The organism is Cloacibacillus porcorum (genome assembly GCF_001701045.1).
Taxonomy (GTDB): Bacteria; Synergistota; Synergistia; order Synergistales; family Synergistaceae; genus Cloacibacillus; species Cloacibacillus porcorum.
This window is the reverse complement of the sequence record NZ_CP016757.1, coordinates 3,372,182-3,389,371: the sequence shown is the minus strand read 5'-3', so window position 1 is coordinate 3,389,371 and position 17,190 is coordinate 3,372,182. Positions and strand designations below refer to the sequence as shown.

Here is a 17,190-nt window from a genome sequence, read left to right as displayed (position 1 = left end):
TAATATAAAGAAGGAGGGAAAACCTCATGCAGGATCCCAGAATAGCTCTGGTTGAGAAGAAATTCCATAAAGACGCAGATTCGATCCCTGAATTTCGTTCAGGGGATACGGTCAAGGTTCACGTTAAAGTAAAAGAGGGAAACCGCGAACGTATCCAGGTATTTGAAGGCGTAGTGATCGGCCGCCAGCACGGCGGACTCCGCGAAAACTTCATCGTCCGCAAGATGTCGAACGGCGTAGGCGTGGAAAGAATCTTCCCCGTCCACTGCCCCTCGATCGACAAGATCGAAGTGACGCGCAAAGGCCGCGTGCGCCGCGCGAAGCTCTACTATCTCCGTAAGCTCAGCGGTAAGGCCGCGCGTATCAAGGAGCGCAGAGATTTTAATTAGTTTTACCGATACGCTAAGACTAAGCGATTCACACAAAACGCGGGGGGAGACCCCGCGTTTTGGTTCTCTGCTTATCCGTAAGCTCAGCGGTAAGGCCGCGCGCATCAAGGAGCGCAGAGACTTCCATTAAATCGGCGTTTATACGCGCCGCTGACTTAGCTCAACAAGGCCGGAAAATCCTCGACGCACCGAAGTGCGCCTGCGGTTTTCCGGCCTTATTTCGCGTCGTCATCGACACGTCTAAACGCCGATTTCCTTCGGGTGGTAAAAGAGATAAATAGCGGTTTATCAAAGATTTTGGCTCCATCCCTGAGGGAGCTGTCCCGTAGGGACTGAGGGAGAGTTGATCTTCGGTTCTTCCGCGGCTTTTGCCGCGGGCTCTGTTTGGCGCGGTTTCCGCGCCAAACAGAGCAACACTCCTTCCGTCAGCCGCCAAAAACAGGCGGCCGCCACCTCTGATGTAACTACCAGCCGAATCGCACAAATCAGAAGAGCTCTGATTTGGTTCTCTGGCCGCATCAGAGTGGGAGGCTACAAGGGCAGAAGTTAAACCGTAAGTCATCTTTCTTCTACAACGAATGCAACTCGGTGTTTGTGCCAATCGTTATGCGCCGCTCTTATTTTTGGGAAGATGTCAACCAATAAATGGTTTTTATTTGACATAAGTTTGCCGCCGCGCTATTATTTCCGGCATGAAGATAAAGACGATGATCGAGATATCTGTATTTGCGGTGCTGACCGCCATTGGAGCGCGGATGATGGTGCCGGTTCCCTTTGTGCCGTTTACGCTGCAGACCCTTATCTGTATGCTTGCCGGGCTTTTGCTTGGGCCTAAGAGGGGGGCCGCCTCGCAGGCCCTTTATATGGTGATGGGGCTGATCGGTATCCCTGTATTCACCTCCGCCGCGGGACCGGCTGCGGTTCTGATGCCCTCTTTTGGTTATATCCCCGGCTTTATTGGCTGTGCCTGGCTAAGCGGCTGTCTCCGTGATTTTTTTATGAGAAGGTATGGTTCGGTGACGCGGCTGCAGTATTTTGCCGCGGCGATGGCCGGCGTCGCCGTCGTTTATGTCATCGGCGTCTCTTACCTTTATGTCGCATTGAATTTTTGGGTTCAATCGGGCGGCGCGACCTTTTTTAAGGTGCTCTCGATCGGTTTCCTCAGCACGATTGTCGGGGATGTGGTCAAGGCGGCCCTTGCGGCGGTCATCGCCGGCCGTCTTCGGGCGTGCGGCATATTCAGGGATTGACCTGAGGGGATAGGAGCGAGAAGGTTAGGACGGCCTCCGGCGTTTGGCACGGAGGCCGTCTGTGTTTTTTGATGGCGGGCCGTCCGTTATGCCGCGGAGGCGGCGAATTTCCGGCGCAGTCCGGCGCAGAGTTCGTCGTTTCGCGTGAGCCCTGCGACGAGCGCCTCGGAAAAGGCGGCGCCGTTTTTTAAGGCCGTCGTCATCGCTTCGGTTACGCCGCCCTTTGTCGAGACGTTGGCGAGCGACGCGCCGCTTTTGTCTCCGGCGTGCGCGGCGGCCACGCGCTCTATCCAGGGCGTCAGTTCTCGGTATACTGGGTAGCGTTTTGACATTTCAAACAGCGCGCTCTTTTTCTCTTCTTCGTCTATCTCGATGTTGAGCAGGATCGGCGGCAGGCAGATGCCCACGGTGAAGGAGTTGAGTTCGCTCTCGCAGGAGATATTGAGGACTTTGAGGCCGGCGGCCTCAAGCACCGCGCAGGATCGGCTCTCGGCGGGAAATGAGACGCCGACTCCCAGGCCGTCGGCGATAGTCTCCGGCCCGCTGCACATGACGCGGCAGAGCTCCGCGGAGAAGATTTCCTGCAGCGTCTCCAGCGATATACCGGCCATAAAGGAGATGATGAAGGCTCCCTTTTTGACCGCCAGACCGCGGAAGTCCAGGAGGTTCTGCGGCCGCGCCGCGAGGAGGATGATGTCGGCGCGGCTCATGAGCGCCGCGTTGTCCGTAAGGCAGCGGCCAAGCCCCGCCGCGCGGAGGCGTTCAAGCGTCTCGCCGCGTCCGCCGCAGGAGATCAGCAGCCGTTCTTTAGGGAATCCATGCGCGAGCAGCGCCGAGACGATGGAGCTTCCGAGGTGCCCGAAGCCCGCGATGCCAATGGTTTTTCCTTTAAGTGTCTCTGCCGCAAAGCCGTTTATCTTTGATTTGTCATTACCGTCTGTATTTTTCAATTTTATTTCTTCCTTTCAGAGATACGAATATATTTACCGCGCTCTGTCAGCCATAAAGCCACAGAAGCCACGCCGCCGCGCCTCGAAGGAGATGGATGGCGCCGCCAAGTGTTTTTCTTTTAAGATATAGTGAGGGATGCTGGGGCCGTGACGGCCCGCGGGGATCTTGTCAGAGGGTTACGGTCGAGGTCGGGTGTATCCTGCGCAGGCGGATGCGGAGCTTCTGTGTTGTTGTAACATGCGGTCACCCTTCTCTCGTGTCAAGAATAATTTCCCGACATACTACCCGCAGATAGTAAAAATGTCAACAGGCTGATAACGTGGATTTGTATTTTATACAAAATAGTGATCTGATTTAAAAAAATTGATAAAGCCCAAACGCTTTCCCTAGATGTATTCCTGCGTCCTTCGCTCTCTCCCCGCTTCGATGAGGGTGTCAGCCGAGTAGACTGCGAGCGCGCTCCAGATACAGGCGAAGGTAATGATCCGGTAGATTGAGAGCGGTTCGTGATAGATGAAGGTGCCGATGAGGAAGGTCATCGTCGGGGATACGTATTGAATGAAACCGATGGTCGTCAGTTTTATTCGCTGTGCGGCATAGGCGAAGAGCAGGAGGGGGACGGAGGTCATGACGCCCGTTCCCGCAAGCAGCAGGTCGGTCGTCAGGGCGTAGGGGAAGTGTGCCGCGCCTGTGTGCTGCAGCCAGCAGAGATAGGCCAGCGCCGCGGGGGCGACGGATAGGGTCTCTATAACCAGAGCGACGGCCGGTTCGATAGAGATGGCCTTTTTCATCGCCCCGTAGAGGCCGAAGGAGAGGGCGAGCCCCAGCGAGACGAGAGGTATTTCGCGGATGGTGATTATCTGTATGCAGACTCCCGCCGCGGCGACGGCAATCGCGAGCTTCTGCGCGCGGCGCAGCCGTTCGCCGAAGAAGAGCATTCCGAAGAGCATTGAGACGAGGGGGTTTATGTAGTAGCCGAGGCTGGTTTCCAGGATGCGTCCGGCGTTCACCGCCCAGATGTATAGCCCCCAGTTTAAGGTGATGAGGTAGCCGCCGAGAAAGAGCCAGAGGGTCTTTTGTCTGTTTTTCGCGGCGAAGGCAACGGCTTTCCCGCCCTGCCCAGTCAGGATTATCAGAGCGAGGGTAAATACGGCGGACCATACCACGCGGTGTCCGAGTATCTCGAAAGAGGAGACCGACAACAGGGTTTTCCAGTAGAGGGGCATCGAGCCCCACCAGAGGTATGAGAGAAGGGCCGCCGCGGCCCCTTTCTGCGGAATCGTCATTGGTATCCCCCTTACAGTAATATCGCCGGTTCGGAGAGCGCCGAAACCGTGTCGCGGCTTTGGAAAACCCTCCGTCACACGCTTTATTTTACACGTTCTCCCGGTTTTGTGATAAACTATTCGAATGTATAGTTCGCATGTTTTTCTGCGATGGAAGGAAGAACGGGCATGAAGGAACATCTGGAGCTTTCATCTTTAGGCGCTTCGCTGTTGGCGGAGGCTGAACGGATCTCCGGCGATATGCAGGACTGGAGACGCGATTTTCATCAGTTTCCCGAGCTTGCCTTTGAGGAGAATATAACGGCGTCAAAGATCACGCATGTGCTGCGTTCCATTCCCGGAATGGCGGTAACCTCCGGTTTTGCCATTCAGACATCGGTGATCGGCGTGCTGGGCTCCGATATCCCCGGACCCGCCCTTATGCTGCGCGCGACGATGGACGCGACGGCGGCGGAGGAGCAGACGGGGCTGCCGTTTTCTTCATGTATGCCCGGCGCGATGCACGGCTGCGGTCACGACGCGGAGATGGCTTCGCTTCTCGGCGCTGCTGCCGTTCTCTCAAAATACAGCGACGAGCTGAAGCAGCGGGTCGTCTTTCTCTTTCAGCCTGCTGGCGAGGGGCGAAGCGGCGCAAAGACCCTCACGGAAAACAATATCATCGATAAGTTTAATATCGGGCGCAGCGTCGCCGTAAACTGGTCCTCGGAGCTTCCCTACGGAGAGCTTTTCACACGGCGCGGCGTCATGACGGCCCTGTCGGACCGTATTCACATAGATATCAGGGGAACGGCGGGGCACGCCGCGGAGCCGCATATGACGGTGGACCCCGTGACGATTGCCGCCAATCTGATAATCATGATACAGACGATGCTCTCGCGTGAGGTGGACCCGCGCGAACCGGTCGTGGTATCTTTTGGACAGGTAGAATCCGGCGAAGCCTATAATATAATCCCCGAGCAGGCTAACCTCTGGGGCACGCTGCGCGCCTTTGACCCGAAGGTGCGCGATTTTGTACAAAGCCGTATTGAGACTGTGGCCCCGGCCCTTGCGAAGGCGCTCCGCGGGCTGGCGTCGGTGGAGTATACCCGTAATTACGCGCAAGTGGACAACAACCTCGACATGGTGGACGAACTCCTGCGTGTCGGGGTTCCTTTTTTCGGTGAGGACGGGCTTAATATGCTTGAGCGTCCGCTGCTCTCCGGCGATGATTTCGCATTTTTCAGCCACAGGGTGCCGTCTTTGTTTATGCTGATGGGCACGGGGCTTGAGTACCCGCTGCATCATCCGCGCTATGACGTGCCCGAGAGCATGCTGCCGTTTTCGGCGGCGTGGGAGGCGTATCTGGCTCTCACCTTCGGCCATTAAGGGGGCGGCCGGGGATATGCGCCGGAACTTGGCTCCCACCACGTCTATCCGGCGGAAGGTATGGCAGCGGCAGATCAATTTGGTTAAAACAATCTAAATTATAATGATCCACAGAAATAAACAATGGATGTGATGCGGTTGAGTTCCAGACTGGATATCATTATCAGAGATAATCTGAACAGGCTCCCCGCGGAGCCTTTTATCTGGTGGCAGAAGACCTGGTGGTCGCGCGGTGCTTTTCTCGAACTGATTGAGGAGTGTGAGGAGCGGCTGCGCGCCAGTAATTTTAAAAAGGGACAGCGTCTGGCGCTGCTGATGCCGAACAGCCCCGTGCTGCTTGCGACGGCGGTTGCGGTATGGCGTCTTGGCGGTGCGGTGGTGCTGATCGATTTCCGTTCCGGCTATGTGCCGCTCATCAGGCAGCTGTGTCACGCGGACGTCTTCGCGGCGCTGACTTACCGCGGCTGTGAGGATCTCGTTCCGCTGATCTCCGAGGAAGGCATCCCCTGCTCAGTGATCAGTCTGGACACTCTCGATGAAAATATCCCCGGACGCCCCTGCGCGGAGGAGGGCGAGGAGACGGCGGTCATCTTCTATACCTCCGGCACTACGGGCGAACCGAAGGCCGTGCCGCTGACGCACGACAATCTGCTGGACTGCATAGAGGGCTGCGTTGAGCATATCGATATGCTCAACGAGGACGACGTTTTCCTGAACGCCCTGCCCAACTCAAATGTATTCGGATTTTTATGCGGCGCGCTGCTTCCGCTTGTGAAGGCGACGCGCCAGGCGATATTGACCTCCTTCATGCCCGTAGAGTCCTCGATGGACGCCATCAAAAACGCCGAGGTGACGATCGTTACGGCGGTGCCGACGATGATCGCGCTGATGGTCGGCGCCGTCTCGCGCGGCGCGGCGGTCTCCTCTTCGATGCGCTGTATCCTCTCCGGCGGCGACCGGCTGCCTGCCGATATCTCCAAGCGTGCCGCGGGGCTGCTCGGCGTTCCGGTGCTGCAGGGCTATGGACTGACGGAGGCCTCTTCGGTGGTGGCGCTGCCGCCGTCGATCAACGCGGTGAAACCCGGCAGTGTCGGTACGCTGCTCTCCTGCGTCGAGGCGGAGATCCGCAGCGACGAGGGCGAGGTTCTGCCGCAGGGACGCGAGGGCCGCCTGTGGATAAGGGGCAGCTCGGTCGCTAAGTGCTATTTCCGCAACCCGGAACTGACGGCGGAGCGCTTTGCGGATGGCTGGTTCGATACCTGCGATATCGCGAGGTTTGACGAGGAGGGCTATCTCTATCTCGTCGGACGCGCCTGCGACGTCATTTTTGTCGGAGGCTTCAAGGTCTACGCCCGCGAGGTGGAGAAGACGCTCAACGAACATCCGTTGGTGCATGAGGCCGCCGTCATTGGCGTACCCCGCTCGATAAGCGGCGAAATCGTCAAGGCCTTTGTCGTGCTTAAGAAGGGAGAGCGGGCCTCCGCGAAGGAGCTCATCGAGTACTGCAAGAAGAAGCTCTCCTATTACAAGGTCCCGAGGATCATCGAATTTGTCACCGAGATGCCGCGTTCGGCTATCGGAGAGATTGTAAAAAGGAAACTTTCAAAGGACTAATAGATATGTTTGGACTCAACTGCCGCGTAACGCGCAAACTCGGCGGCTATGAACGGCGGGCCGTCGAAGGGCTGCTTGAACGCAGCGGGCTGATTTTCGAAGGCGCGCCGGATTATACCGCGGTCGCCGAGGACAGCGAGGAGAATATCGTCGCCACGGCAAGCCTCTCCGGCTCCGTGATTAAAATGGTGGCCGCCGACCCTCAGTGGCAGGAGGCGGGGCTCTCCGGCACCGTCATTTCGGCACTGATGCGCGCCGCGCATGAAGATGGCATCCATCATCTTTTTGTCTATACAAAGCCGGAGATGGCGCCGCGTTTCGCCGGGCTTGGCTTCCGCGAGCTTGCGGCCTCCAGCCGCTCCGTGCTGATGGAGTGCGGCACGCCCGGGGCGGAGGATTACCGCCGCTTTCTTGAGGGGCTGCGTGCGGAAAACGGCGCGCCGGCCGCCGCGGCGGTGATGAACTGCAATCCTTTCACACTTGGGCACCGCTATCTGATCGAAGAGGCGGCGAAAAGCTCGCCGCTATTTTACGTGATCGTCGTTGAAGAGGATGCCTCCGTCTTTCCCTTCGCCGACCGCTTGGAGCTTGTCCACGCCGGAACCGCCGACATCGCCAATGTGCGCGTGGTCTCCAGCTCGCATTACGCCGTCTCCGCGGCGACATTTCCCACCTATTTTCTCAAGGACAGGGGCGAGAGCTCCGTGGCGCGCGCGCAGGCTGAGCTTGACGCGCGGCTCTTCGGCGCCCTATTCGTGCCCGCGCTGGGTGTCGAACGCCGCTTTGTGGGAACTGAGCCGCTCTCACCGATCACCGGGCTTTATAATTCCGTGCTGAAGGAGACTCTGCCGCCGCTGGGCTGTGAGGTGACGGAGATCAGCCGCCGCCGGGCTGGGGACGAGGTAATTTCCGCTTCGCGCGTGCGCGCGATGATCGCCGACGGCGAAGAGTCCGGCCTTGCGGAGCTGCTGCCTCCGGCAACGCTGGATTATCTGAATACGCCGCGCGGCGCCGCCGTGGCCGCGAAGCTGAGGGCCGAGAGATGACGCCGCTTGAGGAGGTGCTCTCCGGCCGTGACGAGCGCGCCGCCTGGCAGCGGCGCTGGCTGCGGTCGCCGGAGGGTAATTTTTTCGTCTGTCAGATCGGGCTCAATGTCCCCGGATATCCCAAGCGCATCCCGCGCGATCTCGCGGTTGTCAGGAAATGCCGTAAATATCTGCTGGAGCATGCGCATGCGGCGCCGGTGGAGGAGCAGTACCTTGAGAACGGAGCCGGAGTCTGCTGGCAGGGTGTGTTTGACGCCTCAAAGTATGACGCGGCGTCGCTGAAGAGGTGTGCGGTGGAGGCGGAGAATTCGATGACCGCGGGCCGCGTGCTTGATATTGACGTCCTCACCGCGGCGGGGGCCCTCTCCCGTACCCAAATGGGGCTGCCCGAACGCCGCTGTCTGCTCTGCGGCGAGAGGGCGAAGGTCTGTGCGAGGCTCGGAGGCCATCCGCAGTCGGAGCTGAGGGAAAGGGTCGTCAGGATAATAAACGCCGCCGCGTTGGAGATGTAGCGCCCCGCGTATATGGCCTAGATGATTCCACGCGGAAGCTTCTGTTTTATGTGTATATTAATCTAATCGCCTGTATTTTAAAAAGAGCCGCCCTGTTATTGCCGCTATGCGTTTTATTGGGCGCTCATAGGGAAGAGGGTTATTGAAATCACGCCCTCCAAGCGTAATAGTTTTCATATTATGGCGCGGCGGTGGATACCGTTCCCCCTTATTTATGGAATGTATAGATAATGAAGCTGAGATTAATCAGTAATTTTCCGTGCAAAAAATTATCGCATGGATATAGATTATATAATTGTTGGTAGAGGGAATTTTACGAAGCGCGCATTCGGCCGCTTTTACGGCGGTTGATATATCAGATAGGTAATTTTTCTTATTATCAACGTTTGGGAGGCACTGGAAATGACGAACCGGCCGGAATGGGATATATATTTTCTTCTCATGGCGCAGGTGGCGGCGAGCAGGAGCACCTGTCTGCGCCGCAAAGTGGGAGCGGTGCTGGTCCGCGACCGGCAGATACTGAGCACCGGCTACAATGGGGCTCCGCGCGGGGTCAGCCACTGCGAAAAGACAGGATGCCTCCGTGAGCGGCTCGGCATCGCCTCCGGTGAGAGACATGAGATTTGCCGCGGCTCTCACGCGGAGATCAACGCGATCGCCCAGGCGGCGGCGGCCGGAACGGCGACGGCGGGTTCCTGGCTATACTGTACGCACGAGCCATGTATCTACTGCACGAAGGCACTGATAAACGCCGGCTGCGAAAAGGTCTTTTTCCTTCACCCATACCCCGACGAGCTTGCCCGTGCCGTAATGGCGGAGTCGGGAGTGGAGAGTATCTGGGTCGACCCACAGGAGCTGCCCAGGGATATTCTTTCAATCTGAAAAAGAAAAACGAAGTTATAACAGTAAAACAGAGAAGGGAGCAATACAAATGTCTATTTCCATCGTTCTTGCAGATGACCATCCCCTTACACGAGAGGGTATCAAGGGATACCTTTCAAAGGAACCGGACTTCAATATTGTAGGAGAGTACGCGGACGGCAATGCCACATGGGCCGGCATCCAGACGCACAGGCCGCAGGTGGCCCTGCTCGATATCCGCATGCCCGGGCTTGACGGCATCGCGATCGCGCGCAAGGTCAAGGAGGCGGGCATTCCCACGGCCTCGCTGATGCTAACCTCGTACGACGCGAACCAGTATGTTATGGCGGCGCTCCGCGCGGGAGCGCGCGGCTACGTCCTAAAGACGGCCACTATGGACACCCTTTCACGCGCCATCAGGATCGCGGCGCGCGGCGGTTTCTATCTTGACAGCGACGTGGCAAGCGCGGTCGAGGAGGGCGAGGACTTCGTTCCGGAGCCAGTGTCGGTCCGTGAGCGTGAAGTGCTGCTGCTCGCGGCGCGCGGACTCTCGGGGAAGGAGATCGCCTCTCAGCTTTTCATCAGCGAACGCACCGTACAGACGCACCTTGCCTCGATATATGACAAGCTCGGAGCTAAAAACAAAACGGAGGCGATGCTGCTCTCTCTCAAATACGGCATCGTCACCATGGAGGAACTTCTTGACTAAATGAGGAAAGAAGGACTCCTCTATCAGCTTATAACCGCCCTTCTAGTGCCAGCGCTTTTAGCGCTGGTTCTTGCATGGGTTGTATACGACCAGTTTGAGAAGAGTATGGAGTCCAACGCGAATAATTACGTTGAAAATCTGGTGGACAGCGTAGCCGCGAGGCTCGATTCAAAGAAATGGCATGTCCAGCCTGACGGCACCTATATGAAAAAGCCGCTTGACGAGGATGTGAACTCCATTGCAGCGGTACTTAAAGAGATGAACCTTCCCGGGTTGTTCGCCGTCTTCCGGAAAGACGGGACGCTGATCTACGGCTCTCCCGGGAAGGTAAATTTTCTCATCGACTGGGTGAACTCCTTTGACTCCCCAACGCCGGTAAAGGTGCGCAGCAAGGGAGGGGATTATTTTACGGGAATGTTTTACTCCATTCCCGACGAAAACATATATATAATCGGAGCCGTCTCCTGGAAGATGCTCTTCGGCTCCATGGTGCTTCTTGTCACCGTATGGCCCTTCATCATGGGCACACTCGCCATTATTACCATTCTTGCGATATATCTCTTATATGAAAAGGTCATCCTGCCGCTGCGCGAACTTGACGAAGAGGTTTCTTCGCTGCGTCTTGGCTACGACCTGCCCGACGTCTCGGCGCCAGAGGCTGTTCCCGAGCTGCAGCAGCTGCGTTCCACCTTCGTCGTGCTCGCGCAGTCGGCAATAGATAAGGAACAGCTCTCGCGCGACTACATCACCGACATCGTCAAGGTGCAGGAGGAGGAGCGCGAGCGCATCTCCCGCGAGATACACGACGGGCCTCTGCAGGACGTTACCGCGCTGGTTCAGAGGCTTCGCCTGCTGGCGCTCGACGTCAGTGACGAGCAGACCATCAGCAGTCTGGAGAACGCCGAAAAGGTCGCGATGATCGGCGTCAAGGAGATGCGCGAATTCTGCAACAACCTCACCCCGCCCTGGCTCGACCTCGGTCTGCGCCACTCGCTGGCGGAGCTCTGCAACCGCATGTCATCGCAGCTGGGTGTGCAGATTGATCTTGATGTCGAAGACGGCGACGACTGTGACTACGACGACGAATCCTTACCGGCCTCTCTCTGCCTTGCCTTCTACCGTGTGGTGCAGGAGTCGATAAACAACTCCGTCCACCACGGCGGAGCCACCCTCATCTCAGTACAGCTTGAAAAGAGGGGCGACCGGATAACCATGCGCATCGAGGATAACGGCAAGGGTTTCGACATGCCAAACGACGTTCAGGAACTTCGTGTACAGGGACACCGCGGCCTTTCAAATATGAAGGAGCGTATGCGCCTCGCCGGAGGTTCCCTGGAAATAACATCCACATTGGGAATCGGCACAATTATAAGTTGTGAAGTACCGCTTCAGACTGTAGAATAGTAACAGGAGCGGAATGTCTGCCGACAGTTTTTCTGTGCTGTTGTTTTATTGGCAAGTGTTCTTATCTATTCTTATTTTTGAAAGGTGGGAGCCTCCGGGCGATTGACAGTGAAACTGCGGATATTAGGTGCCGCCGGTGAAGTTACCGGTTCCAACTATATGATAGAGACGGATGGTTATAAAGTTTTAGTCGATTGCGGCACGCACCAGGGCACGGACGAGGAACGGCACGAGGGAGAGAAGTTTCCCTTCAGTCCTGCGGATATAGACGCCGTCCTCCTGACCCACGCGCATATCGACCACAGCGGCAGGATTCCCCTCCTCGTAAAGCAGGGATTCAAAGGAAAGATCTATTGTACTCACGCCACCTCGCAGCTGATAGAGATACTGCTGCGCGACTCCGCGCATATCATGCAGGAAGACGCCGAATGGCGCTCGCGCAAGAACTCCCGCAAAGGGCTGCCGAAGGTGGAGCCTCTCTATAACGAGAATGACGTCGAAGACGCGCTCGCCTTCCGCTATCCGATCCCCTACGACGAAATGGTGGAGATATTTCCCGGGCTCAAGGTGCGCTACCGTGAGGCGGGGCATATCCTCGGAAGCTCCATAATCGAGACCTGGATCTCGGATAAAGACGACCAGAAGACGGTGAAGGTGGTCTTTTCCGGAGACCTCGGCCAGTTCGACGGCGTCATTGAAAAGCCGCCGGCAATCGTCGAAGAGGCTGACTTCGTTCTTATCGAATCGACCTACGGCGACAGGCTCCACAAGTCGCTTGAGGATACGCGCTCCGAGTTCCAGGGGGCGATGGAGGAGGCCATCCGCTCCGGCGGCAAGGTGCTTGTCCCGACCTTCGTAGTGGACCGCGCACAGCGTATGCTCTACGAGTTCAAGCTGCTGCAGAAGAAGCTGCCCGACCTTAACATGCCCAATATCTATCTTGATTCGCCGATGGGCGTCAAGACGACGGAAATATATTCGGCGCACACGACGCTGCTCTCACGCGAACTCAAAGAGATGCTCCTCAAAGGGGAGGACCCCTTCGAGCCGAAGGGTTTCAGCTTCGTCCGCAGCGCCGACGAATCACGCGCCATCAACGACATGTCCAGCGGCATCGTACTCGCGGGCAGCGGCATGTGTTCCGGCGGGCGTATCATGCACCATCTGAAACATAACCTCTTCAAGAAAGACACGCATGTATTTTTCGTCGGCTACCAGGCCTACGGCACCCTTGGGCGCCGCCTCGTCGACGGTGCGAAGACCGTGCGAATCGCGGGAGAGGAGATATCCGTTAAAGCCCAATTCCACACGCTGAACGGCTTCTCCGCCCACGCGGACCGGGACGACCTGCTCAAGTGGGCCGGCCATTTCCCAAAGAAGGCGCGCTTCATCATCGTTCACGGCGAACCGAAATCCGCCGAGTCTCTGGCCCTCGGCCTCAAAGACAACGGCTATGCGACACGCATCCCGGCGATCGGCGACGAGATAGACCTTCTCGCTCCGGCCCCCGATAAGATAGCGATGCCTGTGATTTCGCCGCGCATACTCGACCGTATCCAGATCAATTCCAAGGATGTGGAGAATGCGCTGAACCTCATCTCGGCGCGTACTGAACAGATGCAGCAGACGATCATCCAGAACGAAGAACAGTATAAGAATATAATGCCGCTGCTTATTTCGGCGAGAACGCTGCTTGAAACGGCGGCGGCCCTGAGCGGCAACAGGATAGAGTATAAAGAAAAAGAAGAAAAGAGATAATCGTAGTGACACAAAAAGGATGGGATACTCTATGACGGGAAAGGCCAAATACGCCGTAGTCACCGCTGTGGCGGCGGTGATAGTGGCGGCGCTGTTTTTCACATACACGCTGTGGAATTCTTCCGGCATCCTGACGATGATCCCCAGGCCAGAAGAGTCGCAGCCCTATGTGCTGACGGAGACGAAAGAGGGCAGCTATCCCAAAGCCCTTTCCGCGCTGCTCACCGACGGCGTCTACGCGCTGCTTAAGGACGGCACGCCGCGCAACGCGCTTCTTACAGCGGCCTCCGCGGCAAAAGAGGCGGCGCTGCTCGTGGTGGACGGCGGCGCTGGCATGACTGAGGTCTACGCCTCATTCCGCTTCACGCCCTCCGATACCGCGGCGCTGAAAAAGGGGCTTCTGCCTGATATCCTGAAAGGGGCCTTCAAAGAGGCTTCCGTGCGTGCCGGCGGCGAAAAGGGCGTCTTCGTTATAGAGTCGGGCGGACTCTCCTCTCCCGTCTACTACACCGTGAAGGGCAAGAACGTCGTGATGGCTGCGGAGCTTTCGGTGCTGCGGCGCATGGAAGAGGCTTCGAAAAAATCATCAGCAAACCTTGGCGGCAAGAAATGGAACCAGGAAAAGAGCTGGCCCGCGCATATTGAGATATCGGACGGCGGCGCGATCACCGCCAACGCGGAGCATAAATTCCCGATAACGGTGGAGGCCGCCTGGCGCAGCCTTGACCCTAAGAGTCCATCCGACCCGGCCGGTGAAATACGCTGGGCGCTCGTGAACCTCGGAAAACCTGTGGAGGCCTATCTCTCCTCGACACTGAAGGCAAGGAAATGGGATACGGCGGACTGCATCATCCCCGAACCGCTCCTGCTTTCGATGGGGATCGACCTGCCGCCGCTCGGCGGAGACCCGAAAGACTGGCCCTTCCCGCTGTCGTCTCTGGGAGAGATAGCGGAGAATCTCGACATGAAGGACGATCAGATACGTGAGATACTCTCTGGGCAGACGGTATTCTCCCTCGGCGGACAGAACCGCATACTTTGGTTCTCACTGCCGGGATTCCTCGTCGAGTTCTCCGGCCGTTCCGCGCTGATGAACGAACTTGTGGATTCCTTCTGGAAAAATCTCTTCTTCGGCGCCGAGCCGAAGCCTATCCCCGGTTTCACCTTCGGCGGCACGACCAACGTGCCCTTTTCCGTGATCGGCGCGGGGCGCGACGGCATCGCGGTGCTGGGTCTGACCACGCCGCAGTCCATAAACGCGAAGAACCGGCTGGGTAAATTCCTCAAAGATGACGAATCGGTCGTCGGCTGGATGCTCGCGGATCTGCCGCGCATAGGGGGCGCTCTTTCAGAAATGACGAAGATGAGCAGCTTCCTAGGGGAAGAGAGCGCTGAGGACGCGGAGCCCTACGATGACGGCGATTCCGGATACGGCGAAGAAGAACCGCTCGCGGAACCTTTACAGCCTGAGCTTTCGCTGTCGCCCTTCGACCAGGGGATCACCGACTCCTTCGGCAATGTCCTGAAACGGCTCGGACGCGTGCTCATTGTATGGGAAAAGCCGCTCTCCGGCCGCATCAACTGGTATAAAACGGCGGCTAAATAGAACCGCCGCTGCACTGACGTAAAATAAGAACTTTCTAAAAAACTCTGGAGGTTTTTTTATGCATACGAACGCACTTAAAATTTTGAGGGAACGCGGTTTTGTCGAGTGGAGCAGCCATAACGAAGAGCTCGAAGAGCACTTCATGAAAGATATGGTAACTGGTTATATCGGCTTCGACCCGAGCGCCGACAGCCTCCACGTCGGGAACCTCGTCGCCATCATGGGGCTTGCGTGGCTCCAGCGTCTTGGCCACCGGCCGATCGCCATCGCCGGCGGCGGCACGGGACGCATCGGCGATCCCTCGGGAAAGAGCGCGGAGCGCAACCTGCTCTCCGAGGAACAGATACTTCACAACGTCTCCTGCATTGCGGAGCAGCTCAAACACTTCCTCAACTTTGAAAGCGGTGAAAACAGCGCCCTGCTCGTCAACAACAACGACTGGCTCAAGAAGGAAAACTACATCGAATTCCTGCGCGATACGGGCAAGTATTTCTCGGTCAGCTTCCTCGTCAACCGTGAATACGTGCGCAGCCGCGTGCTGGACCCCGACAAGTCGATCACCTATACCGAGCTTTCATATATACTGCTGCAGGCCTTTGACTACAACCACCTCTACAACGAATACGGCTGCACCCTTCAGATGGGCGGCAACGACCAGCAGGTGAACATCATCGCCGGTATGGACCTCGCGCGCAAAAAGTCCGGCGGGCAGTGCTACGGCATCACCTTCCCTCTGCTGCTCAACGCGCAGGGGCAGAAATTCGGTAAATCGGAGAGCGGCGCGGTCTACCTCTCGCCGAAGCGCACAAGCGTCTACAAATTTTACCAGTTCTGGATAAACGTCGATGATAAAGATCTTGAGAAGCTCTATAAGCTCTTTACCTTCCGTGAGCTCGACGAGATCAAGGCACTGCTTGAAGAGCACGCCAAGGCTCCTCACCTTCGCAAGGCTCAGAAGGAGCTTGCCTGGGAGATGACCTGCCGCGTTCACGGAGAAGAGGCCGCTAAAAGGGTGCTGGATGCCAGCGCCGTCCTCTTTGGAGAGACGAACATCAAAGATGCCCCCGCCGACGTCCTTGAGACGCTCGCGGCGGAGATACCCTGCGCCGAGGCCGACCTCGCGGAGACGAACGGCGTCACCGACCTGCTCGTCCTCAGCGGAGCCTGTGATTCAAAGGGCAACGCGAAGAAGAAGATCAAAGAGGGCGGGGCATACCTCAACGGTGAAAAGATCGCCGACGCGGGGCGCCTGGTTGCCGAAGAGGACCTGCTTGCGGGCCGCTATATCCAGCTCAACGTTGGAAAGAAAGACTTCCGCCTGCTCAAGTTCAAATAGGCGGGAAAAGAGTAAAGCAGAGACAGAATGGCGGAGGGAGGCGATAATGTGTGCCCCCCTCCGCCTTTATTTGAGATGGAAACATTTGAATTTTGACCGCGGCGCTTTCACATCCGGCCCCCTTGCATTAGAATGTTCATAATACATCCGGTCGGTCCGGCCGTTACGGACCGCCGCATTACGGAAGGCTGAAACATTTGAAAGAAGAGACAAGAAAAAAAATCACAAACTGTCAGGTACGCGCCTTTATGGCCTTTGCCGAGAGCATCCGTCCCGGCTGGCGCGCGAACCTGCTTGCCGGCGCGATAATACCGTTGCTGAAGCTGGCAGGCGTGCGCAAGGACGTGGCGCGCCGCAATATCATGCTCTGCCTGCCGGAGAAAGGCAAAAAAGAGCGGGAAAAAATCCTCGCCGAGTCATACGAAAGCATGATCTGGACCGGTGTGGAGATGCTTGCCTGGCAGCACGACCCGTCGCTGATCGACCGTATGGTCGTGGAGATAAGCGGCAGGGAACATGTGGAAAAGGCTCTGCGGGACGGTCGGGGCGCGGTGCTGTTCTCCGCACACCTCGGCAGCTGGGAGCTTGGAGCCGCCTGGTGCTCGCGCCACTTTCCGTTCTACGGGCTCGTACGTCATTCGGACAGCCCCTTCCAGCGCGAACTTATAGAAACGCTGCGCGAACGTTCCGGACTTCGTACAATATCGAAAGATTCATCGATGAAACATGTGGTGACGCTGCTCAAAAACAATGAAATGATAGGAGCTCTTGCGGACCAGCATTGGGGCGACGGCGGCATGATGGTGCCCTTTTTCGGACAGGAGACCTCGACGGCTCCAGGGCCGGCGGCCTTTTCCATGCTCACGGGGGCGCCGATGATCCCCGTCTCATTCACGCGCCTTGAGCCGTTTAAATTCCGCCTTATCGTGGGTAAGCCGCTTGAACATCCCAAAGAGATGAAACGCGACGAAGCCGTGCGCTGCCTCACGATACGCATGAACGAGGAATACGAACGGATGATCCGCGAAAATCCCGGCCAGTGGCTCTGGCAGCACAGAAGATTCCGCGAAATAATAACCGACTGAAACAAGAGAAAAATCCTC

Annotated in this window: 15 protein-coding genes; 13 read left to right on the top strand and 2 right to left on the bottom strand. The window is 57.3% G+C overall.

The annotated features are described in order from the left end of the window. The first annotated feature begins 26 nt into the window (after positions 1 to 26). Together rplS and BED41_RS15105 are read left to right on the top strand one after the other, a co-directional pair. Positions 27 to 389 carry a 50S ribosomal protein L19 gene (gene rplS, locus BED41_RS15110; RefSeq protein WP_066748246.1) on the top strand — a complete coding sequence of 121 codons (363 nt, stop codon included), beginning with the start codon at positions 27 to 29 and terminating at the stop codon, positions 387 to 389. A 692-nt stretch (positions 390 to 1,081) separates the two neighbouring features. Further along, positions 1,082 to 1,639 carry a biotin transporter BioY gene (locus tag BED41_RS15105; protein ID WP_066748243.1) on the top strand — a complete coding sequence of 186 codons (558 nt, stop codon included), beginning with the start codon at positions 1,082 to 1,084 and terminating at the stop codon, positions 1,637 to 1,639. A gap of 86 nt (positions 1,640 to 1,725) precedes the next feature. On the opposite strand, the gene BED41_RS15100 is transcribed toward BED41_RS15105, so the two are convergent. Together BED41_RS15100 and rarD are read right to left on the bottom strand one after the other, a co-directional pair. Further along, entirely contained in the window at positions 1,726 to 2,589 is an 864-nt protein-coding gene (locus BED41_RS15100; protein ID WP_066748241.1) for a pyrroline-5-carboxylate reductase family protein, read from the bottom strand. A gap of 387 nt (positions 2,590 to 2,976) precedes the next feature. Beyond that, positions 2,977 to 3,876 carry an EamA family transporter RarD gene (rarD, locus tag BED41_RS15095; RefSeq protein ID WP_066748237.1) on the bottom strand — a complete coding sequence of 300 codons (900 nt, stop codon included), beginning with the start codon at positions 3,874 to 3,876 and terminating at the stop codon, positions 2,977 to 2,979. Between the two features lie 168 nt (positions 3,877 to 4,044). Here rarD and BED41_RS15090 point away from each other — a divergent pair, with 168 nt between their 5' ends. The 11 genes from BED41_RS15090 to BED41_RS15040 all read left to right on the top strand — a co-directional run bounded on the left by BED41_RS15090 (position 4,045) and on the right by BED41_RS15040 (position 17,172). Continuing rightward, the gene (locus tag BED41_RS15090) at positions 4,045 to 5,241 is read left to right on the top strand and encodes a M20 metallopeptidase family protein (RefSeq protein ID WP_066748235.1); all 1,197 of its coding nucleotides are present in this window, start codon (positions 4,045 to 4,047) and stop codon (positions 5,239 to 5,241) included. A gap of 132 nt (positions 5,242 to 5,373) precedes the next feature. Next, a complete protein-coding gene (locus tag BED41_RS15085; protein ID WP_066749367.1) occupies positions 5,374 to 6,855 on the top strand; it encodes an AMP-binding protein in 1,482 nt (493 codons plus the stop codon). Positions 6,856 to 6,860: 5 nt separating this feature from the next. Beyond that, positions 6,861 to 7,901 carry a [citrate (pro-3S)-lyase] ligase gene (citC, locus tag BED41_RS15080; RefSeq protein WP_066748233.1) on the top strand — a complete coding sequence of 347 codons (1,041 nt, stop codon included), beginning with the start codon at positions 6,861 to 6,863 and terminating at the stop codon, positions 7,899 to 7,901. Then, entirely contained in the window at positions 7,898 to 8,413 is a 516-nt protein-coding gene (locus BED41_RS15075; protein ID WP_066748230.1) for a citrate lyase holo-[acyl-carrier protein] synthase, read from the top strand. Before citC ends, BED41_RS15075 begins: the two co-directional genes overlap by 4 nt. A gap of 402 nt (positions 8,414 to 8,815) precedes the next feature. Beyond that, positions 8,816 to 9,295 carry a deoxycytidylate deaminase gene (locus tag BED41_RS15070; RefSeq protein WP_066748227.1) on the top strand — a complete coding sequence of 160 codons (480 nt, stop codon included), beginning with the start codon at positions 8,816 to 8,818 and terminating at the stop codon, positions 9,293 to 9,295. A 49-nt stretch (positions 9,296 to 9,344) separates the two neighbouring features. Beyond that, positions 9,345 to 9,983, top strand: a complete 639-nt coding sequence (locus BED41_RS15065; RefSeq protein WP_066748225.1) for a response regulator — start codon at positions 9,345 to 9,347, stop codon at positions 9,981 to 9,983. Next, a complete protein-coding gene (locus BED41_RS15060) occupies positions 9,984 to 11,387 on the top strand; it encodes a sensor histidine kinase (protein ID WP_066748222.1) in 1,404 nt (467 codons plus the stop codon). 108 nt (positions 11,388 to 11,495) lie between these two features. After that, positions 11,496 to 13,145 (top strand): MBL fold metallo-hydrolase, encoded by a 1,650-nt coding sequence (locus tag BED41_RS15055; protein ID WP_066749365.1) that lies wholly within the window; start codon positions 11,496 to 11,498, stop codon positions 13,143 to 13,145. Positions 13,146 to 13,176: 31 nt separating this feature from the next. After that, entirely contained in the window at positions 13,177 to 14,751 is a 1,575-nt protein-coding gene (locus BED41_RS15050) for a hypothetical protein (protein ID WP_066748220.1), read from the top strand. Positions 14,752 to 14,809: 58 nt separating this feature from the next. Then, positions 14,810 to 16,087 (top strand): tyrosine--tRNA ligase, encoded by a 1,278-nt coding sequence (tyrS, locus tag BED41_RS15045; protein ID WP_066748219.1) that lies wholly within the window; start codon positions 14,810 to 14,812, stop codon positions 16,085 to 16,087. 197 nt (positions 16,088 to 16,284) lie between these two features. Next, entirely contained in the window at positions 16,285 to 17,172 is an 888-nt protein-coding gene (locus BED41_RS15040; RefSeq protein ID WP_066748217.1) for a lysophospholipid acyltransferase family protein, read from the top strand. Positions 17,173 to 17,190: the final 18 nt, after the last annotated feature.